This is a genomic window from Pseudomonas xanthosomatis (assembly GCF_019139835.1).
In the GTDB taxonomy this organism is placed as follows: domain Bacteria; phylum Pseudomonadota; class Gammaproteobacteria; order Pseudomonadales; family Pseudomonadaceae; genus Aquipseudomonas; species Aquipseudomonas fakonensis.
In genome coordinates, this window is sequence record NZ_CP077075.1 from 1,458,891 (window position 1) to 1,482,826 (window position 23,936).

Genomic DNA, 23,936 nt, shown 5'->3' on the forward strand with positions numbered 1-23,936 from the left:
GCTCGGCACGGCCAACGCGCAGTTGCCAAGGCCACCGATCACGAGGAAGCATTCATGATGACGCCAACCCAAGCGCCAAGCTGGGCCACGCAAGCATTCTCAGCCACGCTGTTCTTGCTCAATGGCAGCAGCAAAGCCCCGGTCACCCACCTTGACACGTTTTATGCCCCTTCCTCGCCCAGTGGGGGCAGCGAGCGAAGCACGCTGGACGACGGTTGGTTGCGGGTGAAGGGCACGGCAGATGCCATCAAGCTGCACTTTCACTATCTTTCGAGCACCACCGACCGGCTGCATTACGAATTGGCGCTGGGCAGCGACCGGGACCGAAAACTGGGGGCCAGCCGCAATGGCTACCTGGGGCTGTACAAGCATGCAAGCGTCGAGGGTTTATGGAAGGTCGAGCCCCTGGCCTGGCAGGGCAACGAACTGCGCTGCCGGATACGCGACCACTTGGGGCAACTGGTCAAGGTGGAAACCGGCAGTGGTTACCTGACGGTGGGTAACGGTGCAGAGCAGCAATGGCTGATTGTAAGGTCCTGAAGCCTTAGGCGGCCACGCTATGCACCAGCCGACTGGCATGCCGACGAACGGCTCGGTTATGCTCGCCCGACCTGCCTGCACAAGCCGAGCCGATGATCCGCCTACTGCGCAACACCTTGCTGTTCCTGCTTCTGCTGCTGATTGCCCTGTGGCTGCTGGCCGAGCACCTCGGCTGGCAACCTGCGCCGCGCGAGGCCGTTCCGCTGGCCTGCCAGGGCAGCGCTGCGCCGCTGGCGCCAGGGCAGTCACTCAAGGTGATGACCTGGAACGTGCAGTACCTGGCCGGCAAGCGCTACGTGTTCTGGTACGACCAGGGCCACGGCAGTGACACCCGCCCCAGCCCCGAAGACCTGGCCTTCAACCTTGACGAAGTGGCCCGGGTGATCCGCGCCGAGCAGCCCGATATCGTCCTGTTGCAGGAGCTGGACCGCGACGCCAAGGCCAGCGGCTACCAGGACCAGCTGGCGCTGCTGCGCGAGCGCCTGGCCGACCTCTACCCGTGCAGTGTCCAGGCCTATGACTGGAAGGCCGGCTTCGTGCCGGACCTGCACATCCTCGGCAGCGTCGGCCGCACCCTGGCCACCCTCAGCCGCTACCCCATCGACAAGGCCGAACGCCTGCAACTGCCCAACGCTGCCAGCAATGCCCTGGCCCGGCTGCGCGAGCGTCAGCCGGCGGTACTGGTCAGTTACTTGCCGGTGAGCGACGGCAGCCGCCTGGCAGTGCTCAACACGCAACTTTCGCCCTACCACGCCGGCAGTGACCTGCAACTGCGCCAGGTGCGGCATGTGGCCAAGGTGCTCGACCGCCTGGAAACCCAAGGCACGCCGTGGCTGATCGGTGGCGACTTCAACCTGCTGCCGCTTGGCCAGTACCGCCGCTTGCCACCGGCGCAGCGCGGCAGCTATCCGGCCGACAGCGACCTGCACCTGCTGTGGGACAAGTACCCGATGATCCCCAGCAATGCCGAAGCCGGTGGTGCCGAGCGCAGTGCCTGGCTGACCCACTTCCCCAACGACCCGGCCGTCACCGGGCCCGACCGCACCCTCGACTACCTGCTGCACAGCCCGCGCCTGCTACGTGAGCAGGGGCAGGTGCTGCAGGACGATACCCAGCAGATTTCCGATCATTTGCCGGTGATGGCGACGTTGCGCATGCCGCAGCCGGGTGTGTCGCGACGGCCGTGAGGTAATGCCGCAGCAGGTTTTTTGGTGGTGGCACCGGCTTGCCGGCGATGAGGCCGGCACAGATTGAATGGACCCCTAGGTGCCCCTTGGCTTAGCCCGCGCAGTCGCCTCGGCCACCAGCGGGTCGTCCGGCCAGTAGTGCTTGGGGTAGCGGCCCTTGAGGTCCTTCTTCACCTCGGCATAAGTGGTGCGCCAGAAGTTGGCCAGGTCTTGAGTGACCTGCACCGGCCGGCGCGCCGGCGACAGCAGGTGTAGCTTGACCTGCTGGCGGCCGCCGGCGATGCGCGGGGTGTCGGCCAGGCCGAACAGCTCCTGCAGGCGCACGGCGAGGATCGGCGGCTGCTCGCTGTAGTCCAGGCGGATGCTCGAGCCCGAGGGCACGTTCAGGTGAGAAGGCGCCAGCTCATCCAGGCGCTGGGGCAACGGCCAGGGCAGCAGGTTGCGCAGCATCGATGGCAGGTCGAGGGCCGAGAAGTGACTCAGCCGCGAGACCTTGCCCAGGTACGGCTGCAACCAGTCTTCGAGGCTGGCCAGCAGGGCTGCGTCGGCAAGGTCAGGCCACTCGCTGTGGCCGTCCTTGGCCAGGTCGAGCTGGCGCAACAGCGCTACCCGCGCCTGCCACTGGCGCAGCTCCGGGGTCCAGCTCAACAGGTTCAGGCCCTTGCGCCGCACCAGGCCGAGCAGTGCCCGGGCGCGGGCGTCATCGTCCAGGCCTGGCAAGGGTTCGCGGCTGAGCACCAGCTCGCCGACCTTGCGCTGGCGCTCGGCACGCAGCACCTGCTCGCGCTCATCCCAGTCCAGCAGGTCGAGGGTTTCGACCTGCTCGGCCAACACACCCTCGAACAGCGCCGGGTCGAACTCGGCGGCCAGGTAGATGCGTTCTTCACGCTGGCCCTGGCGGCTGCCCAGGTCGGCGATCACCAGCCAGGGTTGCTTCATCAGTGCGTCGGCTTCGCTGAACAGCGCCGCCCGGCCATTGGCCAGGCGGTACTCGGCACCGCCTTCACGGCGCTGCTGCGCCACCCGGTCGGGGTAGGCCAGCGCCAGCAGGGCGCCGAGCCAGCGCGGGTGGTCGGGGTCGGCCACCGCTGCGCCGGGTTTGCCGCGCAGTTGCCCGCGGTACTGCCGGGCCAACTGGCGGGCGCGCTGCACACCGCCCTGGCCGCCGCGGGCGGCCTTGCTTTCGCCACTGAGCAGCGCCAGGCGCGAGTGCAGGTCGGCACCACCGCCGCGCTGGATATCGCGTTCGCCCAGCAGCGCGGCGACATCGCAGGCCATGTCGCCCAGGCCCAGCCCCTGGCCGCGCAGCAACAGGTGGGCGATGCGCGGGTGGGCGGGTAGCTCGGCCATGGCCTGGCCATGGGCGCTGAGGTTGTCGCGGCTGCCGGGCTTGAAGGCGCCGAGCCGGGCCAGCAGGTCCTGGGCCTGGCCGTAGGCCGCTGCCGGCGGCTGGTCGAGCCAGCTCAACTGCTCTGGCGGCACACCCCAGCGCGCCAATTGCAGGGCCAGGCCGGCCAGGTCCGCCTGGAGGATTTCGGCACTGCCGTGGGCCGCCAGCTGCTCGTGCTGGGCCTCGGACCACAGCCGGTAGCACACCCCCGGCTCCAGGCGACCGGCGCGGCCGGCGCGCTGGGTGGCGCTGGCGCGGGAGATGCGCTGGGTGTCCAGACGGGTCATGCCGCTGCCGGGGTCGAAGCGCGGCACCCGCGCAAGGCCTGCGTCGATCACCACGCGCACACCATCGATGGTCAGGCTGGTCTCGGCGATGTTGGTGGCCAGTACCACCTTGCGCTGGCCCTTGGGCGCAGGCTCGATGGCGGCGCGCTGGGCATTGAGCTCAAGCTCGCCGTGCAGCGGGCACAGCAGCACGCCCGGGCGCTCGCCGATGGCTTCCTGCAACGCTTGGTGCACCCGGCGGATCTCGGCCTGGCCGGGGAGGAACACCAGCAGGCTGCCGGTTTCGTCGGCCAGGGCCTGCAGGACGCAATCCACTACACGAGGCTCGATGAACTCGCCAGGCTGGAACGGCCGGCCCCAGCGGATATCCACCGGGTGCATGCGGCCCTGGCTGCTGACCACCGGCGCGTCGTCCAGCAGCCGGGACAGGCGCTCGCCCTCGAGCGTTGCCGACATCAGCAGGATTTTAAGCGCCGGCGTGTCACGCAACAGCGCCCGGCCGTTGAGGCTCAGGGCCAAAGCCAGGTCGGCGTCGAGGTTGCGCTCGTGGAATTCGTCGAAAATCAGCAGGCCCACGCCGTCGAGCGCCGGGTCACTCTGCAGGCGCCGGGCGAGGATGCCCTCGGTGACCACTTCGATGCGGGTGTTCGGGCCGATCTTGCTGTCCAGGCGGATGCGGTAGCCCACGGTTTCGCCAACCTTTTCACCCAGCTCCGAAGCCAGGCGCTCGGCCGCGGCGCGGGCGGCCAGGCGGCGGGGTTCGAGCATCAGGATGGTCTGCCCGGCCAGCCAGGGCTCATCGAGCAGTGCCAGCGGCACGCGGGTAGTCTTGCCGGCGCCGGGGGGCGCCTCGAGCACGGCTTCGTGGCGCTCGCCCAAAGCGTGGCGCAGTTGGGGCAATACGGCATCGATCGGTAATGAAATCATGGTGGTCCTCGAACAATCGTCCGAGTATAACGGCGAACCGAGGCAGCCCAATCATGGTCTGAGCTTCAGGCGAGACGAATTGCCTTGCCCTTGTAGTGCTACTTTCCGGAGAGACACATGCGTATCCCTTCCCGCGTCATCGGTGGTGCCCTGATCGCCACCCTGCTGACCCAAATGACGGCCTGCGGCACGATTTTCTACCCTGACCGCCGCGGTCAGATCGAAGGCAAGATCGACCCCGTCGTTGTGGCAATGGACGCCATCGGTATTCTGTTTTATGTGATCCCCGGCCTGATCGCCTTCGGCATCGACTTCGCCACCGGCGCCATCTACTACCCCGGCGGCAAGTCCGCGCAAATCGACCCGGCCAAGCTCAAGCCGGCGATCAACGCCGACGGCCAGGTCGACAAGGCCAAGCTGCAGGCTATTCTCGAAAGCGAACTGGGCCAGCGCCTGCCGCTGGACGACCCACGGCTGATCCAGCATCGCGGCAGCGTCGAGCAACTGGCCGCCTTCGGCCTGGTACCGGCTGCCTGACCCCTCCCTCTGCCAGGGCCGCAGCATGAGCGTGAGCGCCGAACACCAACGCCTGCTGCGCCTGGCCACCCGCGCCTCGCTGTGCGTGGCCAGCATCCTGGTACTGAGCAAGGCTGTGGCCTGGTGGCTGAGCGGCTCGGTGAGCCTGCTGGCCGGGCTCACCGACTCGGCGCTGGATGCCGTGGCCTCCTTCCTCAACCTGCTGGCGGTGCACTACGCGCTGCGCCCGGCCGATGACGACCACCGCTTTGGCCATGGCAAGGCCGAGGCCCTGGCCGGCATGGCCCAGGCGCTGTTCATCGGCGTCAGTGCGGTGCTGATCGCGGTGCAGGCGGTGCAACGGCTGCAGGCGCCGCAACCCTTGGGGGATACCGCGGCCGGCATCGCCGTGATGCTGTTGTCGCTGGTGTTGACTCTGGGTTTGCTGGCGTTCCAGCGCAAGGTCGTGCGGCTCACAGGTTCCACTGCGGTGCGCGCCGATTCGCTGCACTATCGCTCCGACCTGCTGCTAAACGGCAGTATTTTGCTTGCCCTGCTGCTGGCACGGTTCGGCTGGCCGCAGCTGGATGCCTTGTTCGGCCTGGGCATTGCCTTGTACATCCTGTGGAGCGCGGTGCAGATCGCCCGTGAGAGCACAGCGATCCTGATGGACCAGGAACTGCCTGCCGACATCGTCGAGCGCATGCTCGAGGTGGTGCTGGCGATCCCCGGGGTCAAGGGGGCGCATGACTTGCGCACGCGGGTGTCGGGCAGCCAGTGGTTCGTGCAGGTGCACCTGGAGTTGCCGGGTGCGTTGCCGCTGGAGCAGGCCCATGAATTATGCGTGCAGGCATCGGCGGCGATACGCGAGCGTTACCCGCGGGCCGATGTGATGGTGCACGCCGACCCGGTTTAGGGCTGTTGAAATTCGTGGGAGCGGGCTTGTCCCGCGATCACCGGCGCAGCCGGTGCCAGCCAACGCGGAGCCCGCTTCGCAGCTGATTGCATGAGCGTCACTGTATGAGCCGGCTTGCCGGCGATTGGGCCGGCACAGGCAACATCACCCCTTCCTGCCTTCCAAATGCCCCAACGGCACCCGCCGTTCCACCGCGCTGGACAGCACGATCGAGGTCTTGGTGAAGCCCAACTGCGCGATGCGGTTGATCAGTGCCTCCAGTTCAACCATCGATACCACTGCCCCATGGATGATCACGCAGGGGTCGCCGGTCACCCGGTGGCATTCGGTGATTTGCGGGATGGCCGCCAGCTGGGCGTAGGCATGGTGGGTATCATGGCTGCCATGGCTGGCCAGGCGCAGTTCGATGATGCACTGCACCGGCAGGCCGATTTTCTCCAGGTCGACCTTGGCGGTATACCCTGTAATCACCCCGCTGGCCTCGAGCTTGGCCACCCGCTCGGCCACTGCCGGGGCCGAAAGGTTGACCTGGCGCGCCAGCTGCGCGTAGGTGGCCCGGCCGTTTTCCAGCAGGGCGGCGAGGAGCATGCGGTCGTACTTGTCCATGGCGATTCCTGGTGACTTTGCAAAGCATGGCAAACTCGCTGAATAACCATTTTTTGCAAAGTGTTTCGGTGATTTAAAGTCGCTTTGTAACTTAAGTTTGCGCAAGGGCCTTTCTAAACTAAGTCACCCGTAAACGGATTTCGAGCCCTTCTGCCATGCCTGCCTCCCGTCGCTTCCCGTTGCTGCTTATCGGCGCCTTTCTTGCCCTGTACCTGGTGTGGGGGTCTACCTACCTGTTCATCCGCATTGGCGTGGAATCCTGGCCGCCGATGCTGATGGCCGGGGTGCGCTTCATGGTTGCCGGCAGCCTGTTGTATGGCTTTTTGCGCTGGCGCGGGGCGCCGGCACCGACCTGGCCGCAATGGCGTTCGGCGGCGGCGATCGGCTTTTTGCTGCTCAGCTGCGGTAATGGCGGGGTGACCCTGGCCGAACACGCTGGCGTCGCCTCGGGCGTGGCGGCGCTGGCGGTGGCCACCGTGCCGCTGTTCACCCTGGTGTTCGGGCTGCTGTTCGGCCACCGCAACTCGCGCCTGGAATGGGCGGGCATCTTCCTGGGCCTGGCCGGCATCGCCCTGCTCAACCTCGGCTCCAATCTGCAGGCCAGCCCCATGGGCGCGGCACTGATTTTGTTCGCCGCCGCTGCCTGGTCGTTCGGTTCGGTGTGGAGCAAGACCCTGCCATTACCCCAAGGCGCCATGGCCAGCGCCGCCGAGATGCTTGCCGGTGGCGCCGCGCTGTTGATCGGCAGCGCCTTGAGCGGCGAACGCGTGACCCAGATGCCCACTGCGGCAGGCTGGGGCGCGCTGGCCTACCTGGTGTTCTTCGGCTCGATCCTGGCGTTCAGCTCGTACCTGTACCTGCTCAAACACGTGCGCCCGGCGGCGGCCACCAGCTACGCCTACGTCAACCCGGCGGTGGCGGTGTTGCTGGGCATCGTCTTCGCCGGCGAGAGCATTGGCGCCGAGGAGTGCATGGCCATGACGGTGATCATCGGTGCGGTGGTGCTGATCGGCTTGCCGCAGTGGCGCAAGGCGCCTGCGGCGGCCTGATGGCGCAACAGGCGTGGGGGCGATTTTGTTGTGTTGCCGGTGATGGCCTCATCGCCGGCAAGCCGGCTCTCATAGAACAAGCTACAACTCATTGATTTAACACGGTCCCTGTGGGAAGCGGCCGTGGCGCATCTGCGAGACCAGTTCTCTGCGCGACAGCGCAGCCCGCAGGGCTGGGTAATCTCCTACAAATGCAACCCATTGCGTTAAACTTGCCGCCTTCGCTGAACCCCCTGATGGTACCACCATGAATTTCGCCAAACTCGGCCTGATCGAACCGCTGCTGCGCACCCTGCAGAAGCTCGACTACAGCACCCCAACCCCGGTCCAGGCCAAGGCCATCCCCGCCGTGCTCGCCGGCCGTGACCTGATGGCCGCCGCCCAGACCGGCACCGGCAAGACCGCAGGCTTTGCCCTGCCGGTGTTGCAGCGCCTGGCCCTGGAGGGCGAGAAGGTGGCCGCCAACTCGGTGCGCGCCCTGGTGCTGGTACCCACCCGGGAGCTGGCCGAGCAGGTGCACGCCAACGTGCGCGAATATGCCGAAGACCTGCCGCTGTCCACCTACGCTGTGTACGGCGGGGTCAGCATCAACCCGCAGATGATGCGCCTGCGCCGCGGCGTCGACCTGCTGGTGGCCACCCCCGGCCGGCTGCTCGACCTGTTCCGCCAGAACGCCATCAAGTTCGGCCAGGTGCAGACCCTGGTGCTCGATGAAGCCGACCGCATGCTCGACCTGGGCTTTGCCGAAGAACTCCAGTCGGTTTACGCCGCCCTGCCGCGCAAGCGCCAGACGCTGCTGTTCTCGGCCACCTTCTCCGAGCAGATCCGCATGCTCGCGGGCCTTGCCCTGAACGACCCTCTGAGCATCGAGGTCAGCCCGCGCAACGCCACCGCCAGCACCGTCAAGCAGTGGCTGGTGCCGGTGGACAAGAAGCGCAAGGCCGACCTGTTCTGCCACCTGTTGCGCAAGCAGCGCTGGCAGCAGGTGCTGGTGTTCGCCAAGACCCGCAAGGGTGTGGACGAGCTGGTCGAGCGCCTGCTGGGCGAGGGCATCAACGCCGACGGTATTCACGGCGACCGCCCGCAGGCCACCCGCCAGCGCGCGCTGGACACCTTCAAGGCGCGTGAAATCCAGGTGCTGGTGGCCACCGATGTGGCCGCCCGCGGCCTGGACATCGACGACCTGCCGCTGGTAGTCAACCTCGACCTGCCGATCGTCGCCGAGGACTACGTGCACCGTATCGGCCGCACTGGCCGGGCGGGCAACAAGGGCGAGGCGATTTCGCTGGTGTGCGCCGATGAGGTAAACCTGCTGGCCGCGATCGAGACGCTGATTCGCCAGCAGTTGCCACGCCACGAAGAGCCGGACTTCATCCCCGACCACCGGGTGCCGCAGATCGATGCCAGCGGGCAGGTGGTGAAAAAGCCGAAGAAGCCGAAAAAACCCAAAGAGAACAGCGCCAAGCGCGGCCTGGGGCGCTGGATGGACAGCGCCGAGTCGGGCCCGGCAACGCCTGCAGTCAAGGCCGTGCGCAAGGTGCCGAGCTTTGGCGGCAAGCCGGCCAAGCGCAAGCCTTGAGATCGTAGGGGGCCGCTTTGCGGCCCTTTCGCGGCACAAGGCCGCTCCTACAGGCCGCGCGGTTCTTCTGTAGGAGCGGCCTTGTGCCGCGAAAGGGCTGCAGGGCAGCCCCGGCATTCGTTCAGGCGTTTCCCGCCAACCAATCCGCCGCCGCCAGCCCTGCCTTCAGCCCGCTGGCAAAACACGCCGTCAGCAGATACCCCCCGGTCGGCGCCTCCCAGTCGAGCATCTCGCCGGCACAGAACACCCCCGGCAACCCACGCACCATCAACCCCTGGTCCAGCCTCTCGAAGCGCACGCCACCGGCGCTGCTGATCGCCTCGTCCAGCGGCCGGGTGCGTACCAGCTCGATCGGCAGGGCCTTGATCGCCGCCGCCAGGCGTGCAGGCTCGGCGAAGGTGGCCGGGTCGGTGAGCTCGCGCAGCAGCGCCGCCTTCACCCCATCCAGGCCCAGCTGGCTGTGCAGGTGCTTGGCCATCGACCGCGAACCGCGCGGCTTGGCCAGGGCCTGGGCAATCTTGTCCACAGGCTTGTCGGGCAACAGGTCGAGCAGCAAGGTGGCGCGGCCATCGCGGTTGATCGCTTCACGCAGCGCTGCCGACCAGGCATACACCAGGCTGCCCTCGACCCCTTGCGCGGTTAGGATGAACTCACCCTTGCGCATGGCCGCGCCAGGCACGGCCAGGGCGATGTTCTTCAGCGGCGCGCCGGCGAACTTGTCGGTGAGTACAGCGCTCCAGCCCTGTACTTCGAAACCGCAGTTGCTCGCCTGCAATGGCGAGATATCCACACCCCGCTGGTTCAACAATGGCACCCAGGCGCCGTCCGAACCCAGGCGTGCCCGGCTACCACCGCCCAGGGCCAGCACCACGGCATCGGCCTGCACGCTCAGTTCGCCCTGTGGATAACTGATCTGCAAGCTGCCATCGGCGTTCCAGCCCAACCAGCGGTGGCGGGTGTGGATAACTACGCCGCTGTCGCGCAGGCGCTTGAGCCAGGCGCGCAACAGCGGTGCGGCCTTCATGTCGCGGGGGAATACCCGGCCCGAGGTGCCGACGAAGGTTTCGATGCCCAGGCCGTGAATCCACTGGCGCAGGGCGTCGGCGTCAAAGCCATGCAACAGCGCCTCGACCTCGCCCTGGCGTGCGCCATAGCGGCCGACGAACGCCGGGTAGGGCTCGGAGTGGGTGATGTTCATGCCGCCGACCCCGGCCAGCAGGAACTTGCGGCCCACCGACGGCATGGCGTCGAACACCTGCACGGCCACACCGCGCCGGGCCAGGGCCTCGGCGGCCATCAGGCCGGCAGGGCCACCACCGATGACGGCGACGAGGGGGCGGGCGGTGCTGCGGGATTCGGACATGGCGGGCGACAGGCTGTGGAAAAGGTCGCGCATTCTACCCCAGGGGGCTGTGCACAACCACTGGTCAAAAAATGATCATGTTTCTACAGCCCAGGCAGGCAAAGGGCTGGCGCCGCTTTCCCGCAGGTTATCCACAGGCGGTTCCACAGTCATTGTGAACAACCGATGACACGTGCCGCACTGTGGTGAAGGATGCCGTGGCGCCGGGCCAGGGCTTGCCGGTCCTTGCTGTAGCCACCGCCGATCACCCCCACCACCGGGATGTCACGGCCCAGGCATTGGCGCATCACCAACTCATCGCGCTCTGCCAGGCCCTGGTCGGTCAGGTTCAGGTAGCCCAGGGCGTCGTCCTTGTGCACATCCACACCGGCGTCGTACAGCACCAGGTCCGGCTGGTACAGCGGCAGCAGGTAGTTGAGGGCGTCCTCCACCACTTTCAGGTAGGCGCTGTCGTTCATGCCGCGCGGCAGGGGGATGTCCCAGTCGCTCTGGGCCTTGCGCGCGGGGAAGTTCTGCTCGCAGTGCAAGGACACGGTGATGGCCTCGGGGGTGTCGTGCAGGATGCGCGCGGTACCGTCGCCCTGGTGCACGTCGCAGTCGAAGATCAGCACCCGGTGCACACGGCCGGCTTCCAGCAGGTAGCGGCTGATCACTGCCAGGTCGTTGAAGATGCAAAAGCCTGCCGGGTGGTCGTAGTGGGCGTGGTGGGTGCCGCCGGCCAGGTGGCAGGCGATGCCGTGCTGCAGGGCCATTTCGGCGCAGAGCAGCGAGCCGCCCACCGCGCGCACGGTGCGCCGGGCCAGGGCCTCGCTCCACGGCAGGCCAAGGCGGCGCTGGTCCTCGCGGGACAGGTCGCCGTTCATGTAGCGTTCGATGTAGCTGCGCTCGTGGGCCAGGGCGAGGATGTCGTTGGGGCAGATTTCCGGGCGCAGCAAGGCGGCGTCGGTGGTCAGGCCGCTTTGCACCAGGTGGTCGCGCAGCAGGCGGAACTTGTCCATCGGGAAGCGGTGGTCGGCGGGGAATTCGGGGCTGTAGTCGTCGTGGTAGATCAGCGGCAGGTGCATGGGGCGGTGTCGTGGTGGGGGCCTGGGCTGATCTTGCCAGTTTTTGTGCATGTTCTGCGGATTACCAGGGGCACAAGTGCCCAAACCTGTGGGAGCAACTGTCTTGCTCAACTTCTAAAAGCTGGCGATCCCTGTGGGAAGCGGCCTTGCCGGGGCGCCGTCCGGTCGAGATGGGGCGCGTAGCGGCCCCGACAATTTTGCATGGTGCCAAAATCCTGGGGCCGCTTCGCGCCCCATCGCGACACAAGGCCGCTTCCCACAGTGGTCCGCTAGGAACCTGTTACCTGCCGGTCGACGCCAATACCCGCTGCCACTCCGGCTCGTTCATGCGCCCGAGGATGCGCGCCTTGCCGTTGCCGTCCACCGACACGAACAATGCACTGGCGTAGCCGCTCTCGCGCTCACCACCTGGCACGTGCTGCCGGCGCTGGAAGTGGTCGATGCAACCGTTGTGGGTCACCAGCACCAGGTTGTGCCCGGTGCGCTTGCGCGCCAGGGCTTCGCCGGCAAACTGCTTGTCGCAGGTTTCCAGCCAGTCGGCCGTGGCCACTTCCTGGCCGAGCAGGTAGTGCGCGGTCTGGCGGGTGCGCAGTTTCGGGCTTACCAGCATGTCCGCCTCGGCCAGGCCCAGGCGCTGCAAGCCCTGGCCCACCCGGGTGGCAGCCTCGCTGCCGGCCACGGTGATGCCGGTGCTGTCGTTCAGGCAGGGCCCGGGGGCGCTGTCGCAGCGTTCGGCGTGGCGGATCATCACCAGCACCGCACCGTCCTGCCAGGCCTGCAGCAGGCCGCTGTTGCTCAGTTGTTGCTCGTTGCCAAGGTCCACGATGTGAGTCCTCGTCGCTAGCCAGGCGGCCAACGCGGCCAACACCACCAGTGCGCCGAGGGCGGCACCGAGCACCTTGCGTGCAGGGCGGCGTGGCTGGCGTCGGGCTTGGCTGGCCAGGTTGTCCAGGGTATTGGAAAGCATCTGTCACTCCGATGGCATTGCGGCGTCGACGTGTGGCCGCTGTATTTGCCGGCATTGTCGGCAGCGGCCTGTGCGCACCCGGTGAAGCCGATGTGAAAAAAACATCGGCAGCCGGCACAGGGGTGAAACTTCGTTCATCGGCCTACGCTGTACACTGGCAAGCCGCCATTTCGGAGCCGCCCCATGACCCCCATCCCTGTACTGGAGAGCGCCCGCCTGGTGCTGCGCCAATGGCACGACGACGACCTGCGCGAGTTCGCCGCGATGTGCGCCGACCCCCAGGTGATGCGTTACTTCCCCGCGCCCATGACGCGCCTGGAAACCGCAGCGCTGATGGGCCGCATCCGTGGCCATTTCAACGAATACGGCTATGGCCTGTGGGCGCTGGAGCGCAAGGACAGCGGCGCGTTCATCGGCATGACCGGCCTGCTCAACGTCAACTTCGAGGCGCCGTTCGGCCCGGCAGTGGAGATCGGCTGGCGCCTGGCGCGGCGCCACTGGGGGCTGGGCTTTGCCAGCGAGGCGGCCTGGACCTGCCTGCGCTGCGCCTTCGCCCAGTTGCGCCTGGAGGAGGTGGTGTCGTTCACCACCGAGGGCAACCTGCCGTCGCAGAAGGTGATGCAGGCCATCGGCATGGTCCAGGACGTCGATGGCAGCTTCGAGCACCCGCGCCTGCCCGAGGGTGACCCGCTGCGCCCCCATGTGCTGTACCGCATCGACCGTGCACGCTGGGAAAGCACCCTGCGAGGCTGACCGGTTTGCCCCTCGACGGCAGCGCTGACAAACCCTGTATCATCTGCAGCCATAACAGCGCCGTATTGCCTTGCCAGGAGAACCTTTCATGAGCCATGTGCTGGACGACCTTGTCGACCTGTTGAGCCTCGAATCCATCGAAGAGAACCTGTTCCGCGGCCGCAGCCAGGACCTGGGTTTCCGCCAGCTGTACGGCGGCCAGGTGCTTGGCCAGTCGCTGTCGGCGGCCAGCCAGACGGTCGAGGACGCGCGCCACGTGCATTCGCTGCACGGCTACTTCCTGCGCCCGGGCGATGCCAGCATGCCGGTGGTGTACTCGGTGGACCGCGTGCGTGATGGCGGCAGTTTCAGCACCCGGCGGGTGACGGCGATCCAGAAGGGCCAGCCGATCTTCACCTGCAGTGCGTCGTTCCAGTACGACGAAGAGGGCTTCGAGCACCAGGCGCAGATGCCCGATGTGGTCGGCCCGGAAAACCTGCCCAGCGAGGTGGAGCTGGCGCGCAACATGGCCGAGCGCCTGCCCGAGCGCATCCGCGACAAGGTGTTGTGCGCCAAGCCGATCGAGATCCGCCCGGTGACCGAGCGCGACCCGTTCGACCCCAAGCCGGGCGACCCGGTCAAATACGCCTGGTTCCGCGCCGACGGCAGCCTCCCGGACATCCCTGCGCTGCACAAGTACCTGCTGGCCTACGCCTCGGACTTTGGTCTTTTGACCACCTCGCTGCTGCCCCATGGCAAGTCGGTGTGGCAAAAGGATATGCAGATCGCCAGCCTCGACCATTCGCTGTGGTTCCACCAGAACCTGCGTGCCGACGAGTGGCTGCTGTACGCCACCGACAGCCCTTGGGCCGGCAATGCCCGTGGTTTCTGCCGTGGCAACATCTACAACCGCGCCGGCCAGCTGGTGGCCTCGTCGAGCCAGGAAGGCCTGATTCGTCACCGCAAGGACTGGGCATGAACCTGGCGGCGATTCGCCATTGGGTGTTCGACATGGACGGCACCCTGACCGTGGCGGTGCACGACTTTGCCGCCATTCGCGAAGCCCTCGAGATCCCCACCGAACACGACATCCTCACCCACCTGGCCGCCTTGCCGGCGCAGGAGGCTGCGGCCAAGCATGCCTGGCTGCTGGAGCACGAGCGTGACCTGGCAGTTGCCTCGAAGGCGGCCGAAGGGGCGGTGGAATTGGTGCGCGAGCTGGCCGCGCGGGGTTGCCGCCTGGCAATCCTCACCCGCAATGCCCGCGAGCTTGCGCATGTCACCCTCGAGGCCATCGGTTTGGCGGATTGCTTCCCGGTCGAGCAGGTTCTCGGTCGCGACGAGGCGGCGCCCAAGCCGGACCCGGATGGCCTGTTGCAGATCGCCCAGGCCTGGGGTGTGGCGCCGGCCGAGATGGTGATGGTCGGCGACTACCGCTTCGACCTCGACTGCGGCCGCGCCGCCGGCACCCGCACGGTGCTGGTGAACCTGCCGGACAACCCCTGGCCGGCATTGGCTGACTGGCATGCGGCGGACTGCCGGGCGCTGAAGAAGCTTCTGGGCTGAGCTGCGCCCCCTGTAGGAGCCGGCAAGCCGGCCCCTACAGGGGGGCAGGTCGCCGGATAGCGTTCGCCCGGCAACGATGGCACCGGCATTGCCGGCTCCTGGCGCACTAGATGAAACCTTGTAATGGTTTGTGCCTGGCGTGTGACATTTGCGCACACCGGCAGGGTGGGACGGCTGACAGAATGCCGCGGTTCAAATGCGACCGATTCTCTTCAAGAGGATGCCCCCATGCGCTTCATCCCCCCTTCCTGGCGGCGCCTGCTGCCTGTTGTGCTGACCCTCACCGCCTGGCTGGGCCTGGCGCCTTCGGCCAGTGCCGTGCAAGTAACCGACGTGCTTGGCCGCACGGTCGAGATGGCCCATGCCCCGCAGCGCATCGTGCTCGGCGAAGGCCGCTTGTTTTTCGCCCTGGCGCTGCTTGACCGCGACAACCCGTTCCAGCGGGTGGTCGGCTGGCAGAACGACATGCGCCTGCTCGACCCGCACACCTATGACGTTTACGCCAAGCTGTACCCGCAGGTGGCCAAGCTGCCGCTGATCGGCCAGGCCTCCGAGCAGAGCGTCAGCGCCGAGCAGATTCTGGCGCTGAAACCGGACCTGGCGATCTTCAGCATCGCCGGCGAAGGCCCGACCCAGCACAGCCCGGTGGCTGACCTTTTGGCCAAGGCCGGGGTGCCGGTGCTGTTCATCGATTTCCGCGTGCACCCGATCGAAAACACCCGGGTGAGCATGCAGGCGCTGGGCAAGCTGCTGGGCCGCGAGCAACAGGCGCAGCAGTACCTGAGCCTGTACGACCAGCACCTCAAGCGCGTCACCGACCAAGTGGCCGGGCTGCCCGACAGCCAGCGGCCGAAGGTCTTCCTCGAGCTGCTGGCCGGCGTGTGGCAGGCCCCGGGGCATACCACCGGCAAGAGCGGCCTGGGCAGCGTGGTTCAGGCTGTGGGCGGGCACAACATCGGCGCCGACGTGGTGCCGGGCGCGCTGGGTGATGTGAGCGTGGAGTATGTGCTGCAGGCCGACCCGGACGTGTACATCGCCACCGGCAACCGCGCCCCGGGCGTGCTGCTGGGCGCGGGCGTGTCGCAGGACACCGCCCGGCAAAGCCTGGCGAAGATCACCGCGCGCCCCGAGTTCGCGCCGCTGCGGCCGATCCAGGCCGGCCAGGCCCACGGCCTGTGGCACGACTTCTACAACTCGCCGTTCAACATCCTGGCCATCGAGGCCATGGCCCGCTGGGTGCACCCCGAGCGCTTCAAGGACCTTGACCCCGGCGCGACCATGGCCGAAATCAACCAGCTGCTGAAAGTCGGCCTGGACGGCCAGTACTGGGTTAGCGCCAAGTGACCGCGATGGCCCGGGAAGGCGTTGCCCTGGCGGCCTGGCGCTACCGCCGGCTGCTCTGGCGGCGGGCGCTGCTGGTGGCGGTGCTGGCGGCGCTGTTGCTGCTGTCGGTGCTTGGCGACCTGGCCAGCGGCGCCTCGGGCATGGGCCTGGGGCAGTTGCTGCACGGGGTGTTCGACCCCGCCACGCTTAGCGCCACCGAGCGGGTGATCATCTGGAACGTGCGCCTGCCCTATGCGCTGATGGCGGTGCTGGTGGGCGCGGCGCTGGCGCTGGCCGGTGCCGAGATGCAGGCGATCCTCGACAACCCGCTGGCCAGCCCCTTCACCCTGGGGGTGTCGTCGTCGGCAGCGCTGGGCGCCTCGCTGGCCATCGCCTACCCGCTGAGCGTGGCGTGGCTGGCGCCCGGTGTGCAGGTGACGCTGATGGCGTTCGTCTTCGCCTGCCTGTCGGTGGTGCTGCTGCAGGCCATGGCGCGCTTGCGCGGCGCCGGGGTGGAAAGTTTGGTGCTGTTCGGCATCGCCCTGGTGTTCAGCTGCAACGCGGTGGTGTCGCTGCTGCAACTGCTGGCCACCGAGGACGTGCTGCAGCAACTGGTGTTCTGGACCCTGGGCAGCCTGGCCCGGGCCGACTGGAACAAGCTGACGCTGCTGGCCGGGGTGTTGGCTGTAGTGCTGCCGTTCTCGCTGCGCGCAGCGCCGGCCATGACCCTGCTGCGCATGGGCGAGGAGCGCGCACGCAGCTTTGGCGTGGACACCCGGCGCCTGCGCCTGGCCTCGCTGCTACGCATCAGCCTGCTGTCGGCCACGGCGGTGGCCTTTGTCGGCACCATCGGTTTTGTCGGCCTGGTGGGGCCGCATATTGCCCGCCTGCTGGTGGGTGAGGACCAGCGCTTTCTGCTGCCGGCCAGTGCCTTGGTCGGTGCGTTGCTGCTGTCGCTGTCGTCGATTGCCAGCAAGCTGATTTTGCCCGGGGTGATCGTGCCGGTGGGCATCGTCACCGCGTTGGTGGGGGTGCCGGTGTTCGTGGCGTTGGTGTTCCGCCGGGGGAGAAACCTGTGAGTTTGCTGATCGATCAACTGTCGGTGGCCTATGGCACGCGGCAGATTCTGCACAGGGTGAGTTTGCCGGCGTTGCCGGCCGGCAGCCTGGTGGCGCTGGTGGGGCCCAATGGTGCCGGCAAGTCGACCCTGCTGCGGGCGCTGGCGGGGCTGGAGCGGATGAAGGGCTCGCTGAGCCTGGACGGCGAGGACGTCACCCGGCTGGGCTTGGCCGAGCGCTACCGGCGCCTGGCCTACATGCCCCAGCAACTGCCGCCGGGCATTGCCCTGGGGGGGCTGGAGAGCATCCTCGCCGGGCTGCGTGTGGCGGGTGTCGAGAAACCGTTGGAGGTGGCGTTCGAGGCGCTGCGCCGGTTGGGCATCGAACACCTGGCGGAATACCCATTGGGCAGCCTGTCGGGCGGCCAGCGGCAGTTGGTGGCCTTGGCCCAGTTGCTTGCGCGCAACCCGCGGGTGCTGCTGCTGGACGAGCCCACCAGCGCGCTGGATTTGCATTACCAGTTGCGGGTGATGGATGCGGTGCGCGAGCGGGTGTTGGCCCACCGCTTGCTGGCGGTGGCGGTGCTGCACGACATCAACCTGGCCGCCAGCCACGCCGACTGGCTGGTGGTGTTGAGCGAGGGCAGGGTGGTGGCCAGTGGCGCGCCGGAGCAGGTGCTGGAGCCTGAGTTGCTGGCCAAGGTGTATGGCGTGGCGGCGCGGGTGGAGCGCTGTTCGCGGGGGCGGTTGCAGGTGTTGGTGGACAGCGCGCTGGCTTAAGACCCAGTCACGGCCTCCCTCTGTAGGAGCCGGCTTGCCGGCGATAGGGCCCTGGCCGGCTCCTACAGGTACTGCACCGCTCTGAAGGTCATGCGTTCCCTGTGGGAGCGGGCTTGCCCGCGAACACCGGCGTAGCCGGTGCCAGGCACCGCGTTGCCTGCTTCGCGGGCAAGCCCGCTCCCACAGGGTCGTGCGAAGCCTGAGTCCAGTGTCTTACCTGTGGTGGCGTGCTGCTGGTTGGGTTTCAATCCGGTACCAGCCGGTCGCGGCTGTTGGACAGGTGCAGGCAGATCGCGGCGCGGGCGGCGTCCGGGTCCTGGCGACGGATGGCGTTGAGGATCGCCTCGTGCTCCAGATTGGCCAGGTACGCCTGGCGCGCCAGCCTTGCGCCCTCGCGCTCGGCCAGGGCCAGGCGGTTGCGCGGGATCAGGCCGTTGCCCAACTGGCCCATCATCTCGCTGAAGTACAGGTTGCCGGTGGCTTCGGCAATCAACAGGTGAAAGCGCCGGTCGGCCTCGATGCAGCTGTCACCGGCGGCGGCCAGGTCCTGGTAGTCGTCCAGTGCCTGGCGCATGCGCGCCAGGTGCTCGTCGCTGCGGCGCAGCGCGGCCAGGGCGGCGGCCTGGCCTTCGAGGCCGATGCGCAGCTCCAGCAGGTCGCGCACGCTGGCGGCGTTTTCTGCCCCCACCCGCAGGCCGGCCTGGGCCTGGCGTTCGATCACGAAGGTGCCAATACCGTGGCGCGGCTCCACCAGCCCCGAGGCCTGCAATTTCGACAACGCCTCGCGCACCACGGTGCGGCTGACCCCGTGCTCGCGCACCAGGGTGTTCTCTGACGGCAACCTGTCCCCGGTCTTGAAGGTGCCCAGCAAAATCTGCTGGGTCAGGCTGGAGACCAGGTCGTGGGCACGGCTGTGGCTGCGTTTGCGTTCGGTCATGGGGCGGCATCTGCTTGCATCAACTTGTATGACAAGTTAATCGATAAAACTTTTTTTTGCCCGTGATTTCTCAGCGGCGGATATTCATGATCTGCACGTTACTAGATTGATCGCGGTTTTTATGCGTTTTATCTGCTTGTATTTTGCTTTTTAGCGGCCAATTGCACTCTTGTCGTACAACTTCGCCGAGCCTATGCTCCGTCCCACTGCCCTGTCAGACAACCGACCCGCACAAAAACAATTAGTGGGAGATTCACCTGTGAACCACACCCTCGATCCGTCCGCCGCAAGCGCTGGCGACGCCCTGGCCAGTGCCGTGGCCAAGGTCAAGCGCCACGTACTGCCGCTGTTCGTCATCATGTTCATCGTCAACTACCTCGACCGCGTCAACATCGGCTTCGTGCGCCCGCACCTGGAAAGCGACCTGGGCATCAGCGCCGCAGCCTACGGCTTTGGCGCCGGCCTGTTCTTCATCGGCTACGCGCTGTTCGAAGTACCCTCCAACATGCTGCTGCAACGGGTCGGCGCACGGCTGTGGCTGACCCGCATCATGTTCACCTGGGGCCTGGTGGCCACGGCCATGGCCTTCGTGCAGAACGAAACCCAGTTCTACGTGCTGCGCTTTCTGCTGGGCGTGGCCGAGGCCGGGTTCTTCCCCGGGGTGATCTACTACTTCACCCGCTGGCTGCCGGCGGCCGAGCGCGGCAAGGCGATTGCCATCTTCCTCAGCGGCTCGGCGCTGGCGTCGTTGATTTCCGGCCCGCTGGCCGGGGCGCTGATGCAGATCCAGGGCCTGGGCATGCACGGCTGGCAATGGATGCTGTTCATCGAAGGCATGGCCTCGGTGACCCTGTGCTTCTTCGTGTTCTTCTGGCTCGACTCCAAGCCCCAGGACGCCAAGTGGCTGAGCCAGGCCGAGCAAGACGCGCTGGTTGCAACCATCGACCGCGAGCAGCGTGAGCGCGAGGCCTCGGGCGCGGTGAAACCCTCGGCCTGGAGCCTGCTCAAGGACCGCCAGATCGTACTGTTCTGCCTGATCTACTTCTGCATCCAGCTGACCATCTACGCGGCGACCTTCTGGCTGCCGAGCATCATCAAGCGCATGGGCGATTTGAGCGAAATCCAGGTGGGCTTCTTCAACTCCATCCCCTGGCTGATCTCGATCATCGCCATGTACGCCTTCGCTGCGGGCTCGGCGCGCTTCAAGTTCCAGCAGGCCTGGGTGGCCGGTGCGCTGGTGATCGCGGCCATCGGCATGTTCATGTCCACCACCGGCGGGCCGGTGTTCGCCTTTGTTGCCATCTGCTTTGCGGCCATCGGCTTCAAGTCGGCCTCGTCGCTGTTCTGGCCGATCCCCCAGGGCTACCTGGATGCACGCATCGCGGCGGCGGTGATTGCGCTGATCAACTCGGTGGGCAACCTCGGCGGTTTTGTTGCACCCACCACCTTCGGCCTGCTGGAGCAGCAGACCGGGTCGATCCAGGGCGGCCTGTACGGGCTGGCCGTGACCTCGGTGCTGGCTGCCATCGCCGTCTTCTTCGTGCGCACCCGCCCCAAGGGCGCCACCACTGATGCGCCCAAGGCCCCCTCGGCCCTGAGCCAGACCCACTGACCACTGCGAGAAAACAATCATGAATATGCAGACGACCCCAGCCGTTCACACCAGCACCCCGGTGGTCACCGACCTGCGGGTAATCCCGGTGGCCGGCCACGACAGCATGTTGCTCAACCTCAGCGGCGCCCACGGCCCGTACTTCACCCGCAACGTGGTGGTGCTGCGCGACAGCGCCGGCAACACCGGCCTGGGCGAGGTGCCGGGCGGCGAGAAGATTCGCCAAACCCTGGAAGACGCCCGCAGCCTGGTGATCGGCCAGCCCATCGGCCACTACCAGCGCGTGCTCAACGCCATGCGCCAGACCTTCGCCAACCGCGACAGCGCCGGCCGTGGCCTGCAAACCTTCGACCTGCGCATCACCGTGCATGCGGTAACGGCCATCGAGGCCGCGCTGCTCGACTTGCTCGGCCAGCACCTCAACGTGCCGATGGCGGCATTGCTGGGTGAGGGCCAGCAGCGCGAGGCGGTGAAGATGCTCGGCTATCTGTTCTACATCGGTGACCGCCGGCAGACCGACCTTGCCTACCGCAACGAAGCCGACGCCGATGACGACTGGCTCCGCCTGCGCCACGAAAAGGCCCTGACCGCCGACGCCGTGGTGCGCCTGGCCGAGGCGGCCAAGCAGCGTTACGGCTTCAGCGATTTCAAGCTCAAGGGCGGGGTGCTGCGCGGCGAAGAAGAAATGGAGGCGGTAACGGCCCTGGCCGAGCGCTTCCCCGAGGCGCGCATCACCCTTGACCCGAATGGCGCCTGGTCGCTGAAAGAAGCCATCGCCCTGTGCCGCGACAAGCACCATGTTCTGGCTTACGCCGAAGACCCGTGCGGCGCCGAGAACGGTTACTCGGGCCGCGAGGTGATGGCTGAGTTCCGCCGTGCCACCGGGCTGCCCACCGCCACCAACATGATCGCCACCGACTGGCGGCAGATGGGCCATGCGATCCAGTTGCAGTCGGTGGACATCCCGCTGGCCGATCCGCACTTCTGGACCCTGCAGGGCTCGGTGCGGGTGGCGCAGATGTGCAACGACTGGGGCCTGACCTGGGGTTCGCATTCGAACAACCACTTCGATATTTCGCTGGCGATGTTCACCCAGGTGGCAGCCGCCGCGCCGGGCGAGATCACCGCCATCGATACCCACTGGATCTGGCAGGACGGCCAGCGCCTGACCCGCGACCCGCTGCGCATCGTCGACGGCCATGTGCGCGTGCCGCAGCGCCCGGGGCTGGGGGTGGAGCTGGATGAAGACCAGCTGGCCAAGGCCCATGAGTGCTACCGCAACATGGGGCTGGGCGCGCGGGATGACAGCGTGGCGATGCAGTTCTTGATCCCGGGGTGGACGTTCGATAACAAGAAGCCTTGTCTGGTGCGCTGAGGCGCAGGACCCTATCCGCTCCTACAGGTACGGCGCAGGCCTGAAGGTCATGCGACCCCTGTGGGAGCGGGCTTGCCGGGATGCCGGACCACCGCGAACACCGGCGAAGCCGGTGCCAACCACCGCGTCGTCTGATTCGCGGGTAAACCCGCTCCCACAGAGGGCCTGCGATTTTCTGCGGGAGCAGGTCATGGCCTCACCCTGCTTCGAAGAACGCCCGGGCCATTGCCACGAATGCGCCCAGCACCGGGTTGGGGTTGTCCCGGCAGTAGGCCAGGAAAATCTCCGCCTGCTGCTCCATGCCCTGCATCGGCCTGAACACCACCTGCTCCAGGCGCAACGCCTGGGCCGAGGCCGGCACCACCGCGCAACCCAAGCCCACATTGACCAACCCGAGGATCGAATGGGTCTGCCCCAATTGATGCTGGTAACGCGGCTGCACCTGATGACGGGCGAACAGATTGGCGATGCGGTCGTGGAAGTAACGCCCCTCGTTGGCGCTGTACATCACGAACGGCTGGCCATCGAAGTCGCCCGGGCGCACGCGTTCACGGGCGGCCAGCGGATGGCCGGCGGGCAGGGCGGCGACGAACGGCTCGCGGTGAATCGGCAGGTACTCCACCCGCGCACTGGGCAGCACCTGGCGCACGAGGCCGACGTCGATCAGCCCGGCCTCCAGGTCGTGCACCTGGGTGGCAGAGATGCGCTCGCTGAGCACCAGCTCGATATCTGGCAGGGTTTGCCCGGCGTGCACCAGCAGGCGCGGGATCATGTTGTAGGCGCCCACTGCGGTGAAGCCCAGGGTCAGCCGGCCGGCCTCGCCGTGGGCGATGCGCCGCGCCGAATGGCTGGCCGATTCGCTGATTTGCAGGATGCGCCGGGCGTCTTCCAGAAAGCTCTGCCCGGCCAACGTCAGGCGCGCCTGGCGGTTGTTGCGCTCCAGCAGCAGTACCCCGAGGGAATGCTCCAGCAGCTGGATCTGCCGGCTCAACGGCGGCTGGGTCATGTGCAGGCGGGTGGCGGCGCGGCCGAAATGCAGCTCTTCGGCCACGGCCACGAAACAGCGCAACTGGTGCAGCTCCATGATTCAATTCCTGGATTATTCGATGCTGTATCTATATTAGACCTGTATCGAATGCCGGCCTAGGATCGATACATGAACTTCGAACTGCCGGATACTTGAGATGAACCAGAACACCATCGACGTACTGCTGACCCAGCCTGTGCCCGAGGCCATCGATGCCGAACTGGTGGCGGCTTACCAGGTGCATCGGCTGTACCAGCACGACCACCCGCAACAGTTGCTGGACGAGGTGGGCCCGCGCATTCGCGGGGTGGTCACGGGGGGCGCCAAGGGCCTTTCCAACGCGCTGATGGACCAGTTGCCAGCGCTCGAGATCATTGCCATCAGCGGTATCGGCACCGACGCCGTGGACCTGCGCCATGCGGCCAGCCGCGGCATCCAGGTGACCACCACGCCGGGCGTGCTCACCGCCGATGTGGCGGACCTGGCCATGGGCCTGATCATCAGCACCCTGCGCCGCCTGGGCGAGGGTGAGCGGCTGGTGCGCGACGGGTTGTGGGGCACGGTCAACCTGGGGCTGGCGCGCAAGGTCAGTGGTATCGAGCTGGGGATTGTCGGGCTGGGTGCGGTGGGCAAGGCGATTGCCAAACGTGCCGCGGCGTTCGACATGCGCATTGCCTACAACGGGCGGCATGAACAGCCCGGCACCGGTTACCGCTTTGAGGCCGACCTGGTGGCGCTGGCGCGCTCGGTGGATGTGCTGGTGCTGGCGGCGTCCGCCGATGGCGGGCAAGTGCTGGTGACCCGCGAGGTGCTCGAAGCGCTGGGGCCGGATGGTTATCTGGTCAACGTGGCGCGCGGCAAGCTGGTGGATGAGGACGCCTTGGTCGAAGCCTTGCGCGAAGGGCGCATTGCCGGTGCCGGGCTGGATGTGTTCGTTGACGAGCCCTACGTGCCGCCGGCGCTGCGCGACCTGAACCACGTCAGCCTGCAGCCGCACCGGGGCAGCGCCACCCTGCAAACCCGGCTGGAGATGGGGCGGATGGTACTGAACAACCTCAAGGCCTGTTTTGCCGGTGAGGTGCCGCCGAACGGGGTGATCGACCTCTAGGGCCTCTTCGCGGGCAAGCCCGCTCCCA

At 67.0% G+C, this 23,936-nt stretch carries 22 protein-coding genes; 15 read left to right on the forward strand and 7 right to left on the reverse strand.

The window, feature by feature from the left end; translation table 11 throughout:
- Window positions 1-54: 54 nt before the first annotated feature.
- Both KSS93_RS06490 and KSS93_RS06495 read left to right on the forward strand, forming a co-directional pair.
- Entirely contained in the window at window positions 55-540 is a 486-nt protein-coding gene (locus KSS93_RS06490; protein ID WP_217887605.1) for a hypothetical protein, read from the forward strand.
- 92 nt (window positions 541-632) lie between these two features.
- Window positions 633-1,727 (forward strand): endonuclease/exonuclease/phosphatase family protein, encoded by a 1,095-nt coding sequence (locus tag KSS93_RS06495; protein WP_217887606.1) that lies wholly within the window; start codon window positions 633-635, stop codon window positions 1,725-1,727.
- Between the two features lie 75 nt (window positions 1,728-1,802).
- Here KSS93_RS06495 and hrpB read toward each other — a convergent pair whose 3' ends face one another.
- The gene (hrpB, locus tag KSS93_RS06500) at window positions 1,803-4,331 is read right to left on the reverse strand and encodes an ATP-dependent helicase HrpB (protein ID WP_217887607.1); all 2,529 of its coding nucleotides are present in this window, start codon (window positions 4,329-4,331) and stop codon (window positions 1,803-1,805) included.
- Window positions 4,332-4,448: 117 nt separating this feature from the next.
- Here hrpB and pmcY point away from each other — a divergent pair, with 117 nt between their 5' ends.
- Window positions 4,449-4,868 carry a periplasmic Zn2+ metallochaperone PmcY gene (pmcY, locus tag KSS93_RS06505; protein WP_217887608.1) on the forward strand — a complete coding sequence of 140 codons (420 nt, stop codon included), beginning with the start codon at window positions 4,449-4,451 and terminating at the stop codon, window positions 4,866-4,868.
- A gap of 25 nt (window positions 4,869-4,893) precedes the next feature.
- Window positions 4,894-5,763 (forward strand): cation diffusion facilitator family transporter, encoded by an 870-nt coding sequence (locus KSS93_RS06510; protein WP_217887609.1) that lies wholly within the window; start codon window positions 4,894-4,896, stop codon window positions 5,761-5,763.
- A 144-nt stretch (window positions 5,764-5,907) separates the two neighbouring features.
- Here the strand turns inward: KSS93_RS06510 and KSS93_RS06515 are convergent, their stop codons facing one another.
- The gene (locus tag KSS93_RS06515) at window positions 5,908-6,369 is read right to left on the reverse strand and encodes an Lrp/AsnC family transcriptional regulator (RefSeq protein ID WP_217841652.1); all 462 of its coding nucleotides are present in this window, start codon (window positions 6,367-6,369) and stop codon (window positions 5,908-5,910) included.
- Window positions 6,370-6,524: 155 nt separating this feature from the next.
- Here KSS93_RS06515 and yedA point away from each other — a divergent pair, with 155 nt between their 5' ends.
- Window positions 6,525-7,418: a drug/metabolite exporter YedA gene (yedA, locus tag KSS93_RS06520; RefSeq protein ID WP_217887610.1), complete on the forward strand. Its 894-nt coding sequence runs from the start codon at window positions 6,525-6,527 to the stop codon at window positions 7,416-7,418.
- A gap of 247 nt (window positions 7,419-7,665) precedes the next feature.
- Window positions 7,666-8,997 carry an RNA helicase RhlE1 gene (gene rhlE1 / locus KSS93_RS06525; protein ID WP_217887611.1) on the forward strand — a complete coding sequence of 444 codons (1,332 nt, stop codon included), beginning with the start codon at window positions 7,666-7,668 and terminating at the stop codon, window positions 8,995-8,997.
- A 121-nt stretch (window positions 8,998-9,118) separates the two neighbouring features.
- Here the strand turns inward: rhlE1 and KSS93_RS06530 are convergent, their stop codons facing one another.
- The 3 genes from KSS93_RS06530 to pmrG all read right to left on the reverse strand — a co-directional run bounded on the left by KSS93_RS06530 (window position 9,119) and on the right by pmrG (window position 12,391).
- A complete protein-coding gene (locus KSS93_RS06530; protein ID WP_225917355.1) occupies window positions 9,119-10,360 on the reverse strand; it encodes a TIGR03862 family flavoprotein in 1,242 nt (413 codons plus the stop codon).
- 149 nt (window positions 10,361-10,509) lie between these two features.
- The gene (locus tag KSS93_RS06535; RefSeq protein WP_217887613.1) at window positions 10,510-11,424 is read right to left on the reverse strand and encodes a histone deacetylase family protein; all 915 of its coding nucleotides are present in this window, start codon (window positions 11,422-11,424) and stop codon (window positions 10,510-10,512) included.
- A 280-nt stretch (window positions 11,425-11,704) separates the two neighbouring features.
- Window positions 11,705-12,391 (reverse strand): lipopolysaccharide core heptose(II)-phosphate phosphatase PmrG, encoded by a 687-nt coding sequence (gene pmrG / locus KSS93_RS06540; RefSeq protein ID WP_217887614.1) that lies wholly within the window; start codon window positions 12,389-12,391, stop codon window positions 11,705-11,707.
- A 183-nt stretch (window positions 12,392-12,574) separates the two neighbouring features.
- Here pmrG and KSS93_RS06545 point away from each other — a divergent pair, with 183 nt between their 5' ends.
- The 6 genes from KSS93_RS06545 to KSS93_RS06570 all read left to right on the forward strand — a co-directional run bounded on the left by KSS93_RS06545 (window position 12,575) and on the right by KSS93_RS06570 (window position 17,849).
- On the forward strand, window positions 12,575-13,144 hold the full coding sequence (locus KSS93_RS06545) for a GNAT family N-acetyltransferase (protein ID WP_217887615.1): 570 nt from the start codon (window positions 12,575-12,577) through the stop codon (window positions 13,142-13,144).
- 88 nt (window positions 13,145-13,232) lie between these two features.
- The gene (gene tesB, locus KSS93_RS06550) at window positions 13,233-14,102 is read left to right on the forward strand and encodes an acyl-CoA thioesterase II (RefSeq protein ID WP_217887616.1); all 870 of its coding nucleotides are present in this window, start codon (window positions 13,233-13,235) and stop codon (window positions 14,100-14,102) included.
- The gene (locus tag KSS93_RS06555) at window positions 14,099-14,689 is read left to right on the forward strand and encodes an HAD family hydrolase (RefSeq protein ID WP_217887617.1); all 591 of its coding nucleotides are present in this window, start codon (window positions 14,099-14,101) and stop codon (window positions 14,687-14,689) included. The genes tesB and KSS93_RS06555 overlap by 4 nt, the downstream gene beginning before the upstream one ends.
- Before the next feature lie 228 nt (window positions 14,690-14,917).
- The gene (locus KSS93_RS06560) at window positions 14,918-16,033 is read left to right on the forward strand and encodes an ABC transporter substrate-binding protein (RefSeq protein WP_217887618.1); all 1,116 of its coding nucleotides are present in this window, start codon (window positions 14,918-14,920) and stop codon (window positions 16,031-16,033) included.
- A gap of 5 nt (window positions 16,034-16,038) precedes the next feature.
- Window positions 16,039-17,091, forward strand: coding sequence for a FecCD family ABC transporter permease (locus KSS93_RS06565; protein WP_217887619.1), 1,053 nt, complete (start codon window positions 16,039-16,041; stop codon window positions 17,089-17,091).
- On the forward strand, window positions 17,088-17,849 hold the full coding sequence (locus KSS93_RS06570; protein WP_217887620.1) for an ABC transporter ATP-binding protein: 762 nt from the start codon (window positions 17,088-17,090) through the stop codon (window positions 17,847-17,849). The genes KSS93_RS06565 and KSS93_RS06570 overlap by 4 nt, the downstream gene beginning before the upstream one ends.
- 244 nt (window positions 17,850-18,093) lie before the next feature.
- On the opposite strand, the gene KSS93_RS06575 is transcribed toward KSS93_RS06570, so the two are convergent.
- The gene (locus KSS93_RS06575; RefSeq protein ID WP_217841664.1) at window positions 18,094-18,786 is read right to left on the reverse strand and encodes a FadR/GntR family transcriptional regulator; all 693 of its coding nucleotides are present in this window, start codon (window positions 18,784-18,786) and stop codon (window positions 18,094-18,096) included.
- 259 nt (window positions 18,787-19,045) lie between these two features.
- On the opposite strand from KSS93_RS06575, the gene KSS93_RS06580 reads away from it, so the two are divergent.
- Both KSS93_RS06580 and gudD read left to right on the forward strand, forming a co-directional pair.
- Window positions 19,046-20,398, forward strand: a complete 1,353-nt coding sequence (locus tag KSS93_RS06580) for an MFS transporter (protein WP_217887621.1) — start codon at window positions 19,046-19,048, stop codon at window positions 20,396-20,398.
- 19 nt (window positions 20,399-20,417) lie between these two features.
- Window positions 20,418-21,773 (forward strand): glucarate dehydratase, encoded by a 1,356-nt coding sequence (gene gudD, locus KSS93_RS06585; protein WP_217887622.1) that lies wholly within the window; start codon window positions 20,418-20,420, stop codon window positions 21,771-21,773.
- 196 nt (window positions 21,774-21,969) lie between these two features.
- Here the strand turns inward: gudD and KSS93_RS06590 are convergent, their stop codons facing one another.
- Entirely contained in the window at window positions 21,970-22,857 is an 888-nt protein-coding gene (locus KSS93_RS06590) for a LysR family transcriptional regulator (protein WP_217887623.1), read from the reverse strand.
- A 100-nt stretch (window positions 22,858-22,957) separates the two neighbouring features.
- On the opposite strand from KSS93_RS06590, the gene KSS93_RS06595 reads away from it, so the two are divergent.
- A complete protein-coding gene (locus tag KSS93_RS06595) occupies window positions 22,958-23,908 on the forward strand; it encodes a 2-hydroxyacid dehydrogenase (RefSeq protein ID WP_217887624.1) in 951 nt (316 codons plus the stop codon).
- Window positions 23,909-23,936: the final 28 nt, after the last annotated feature.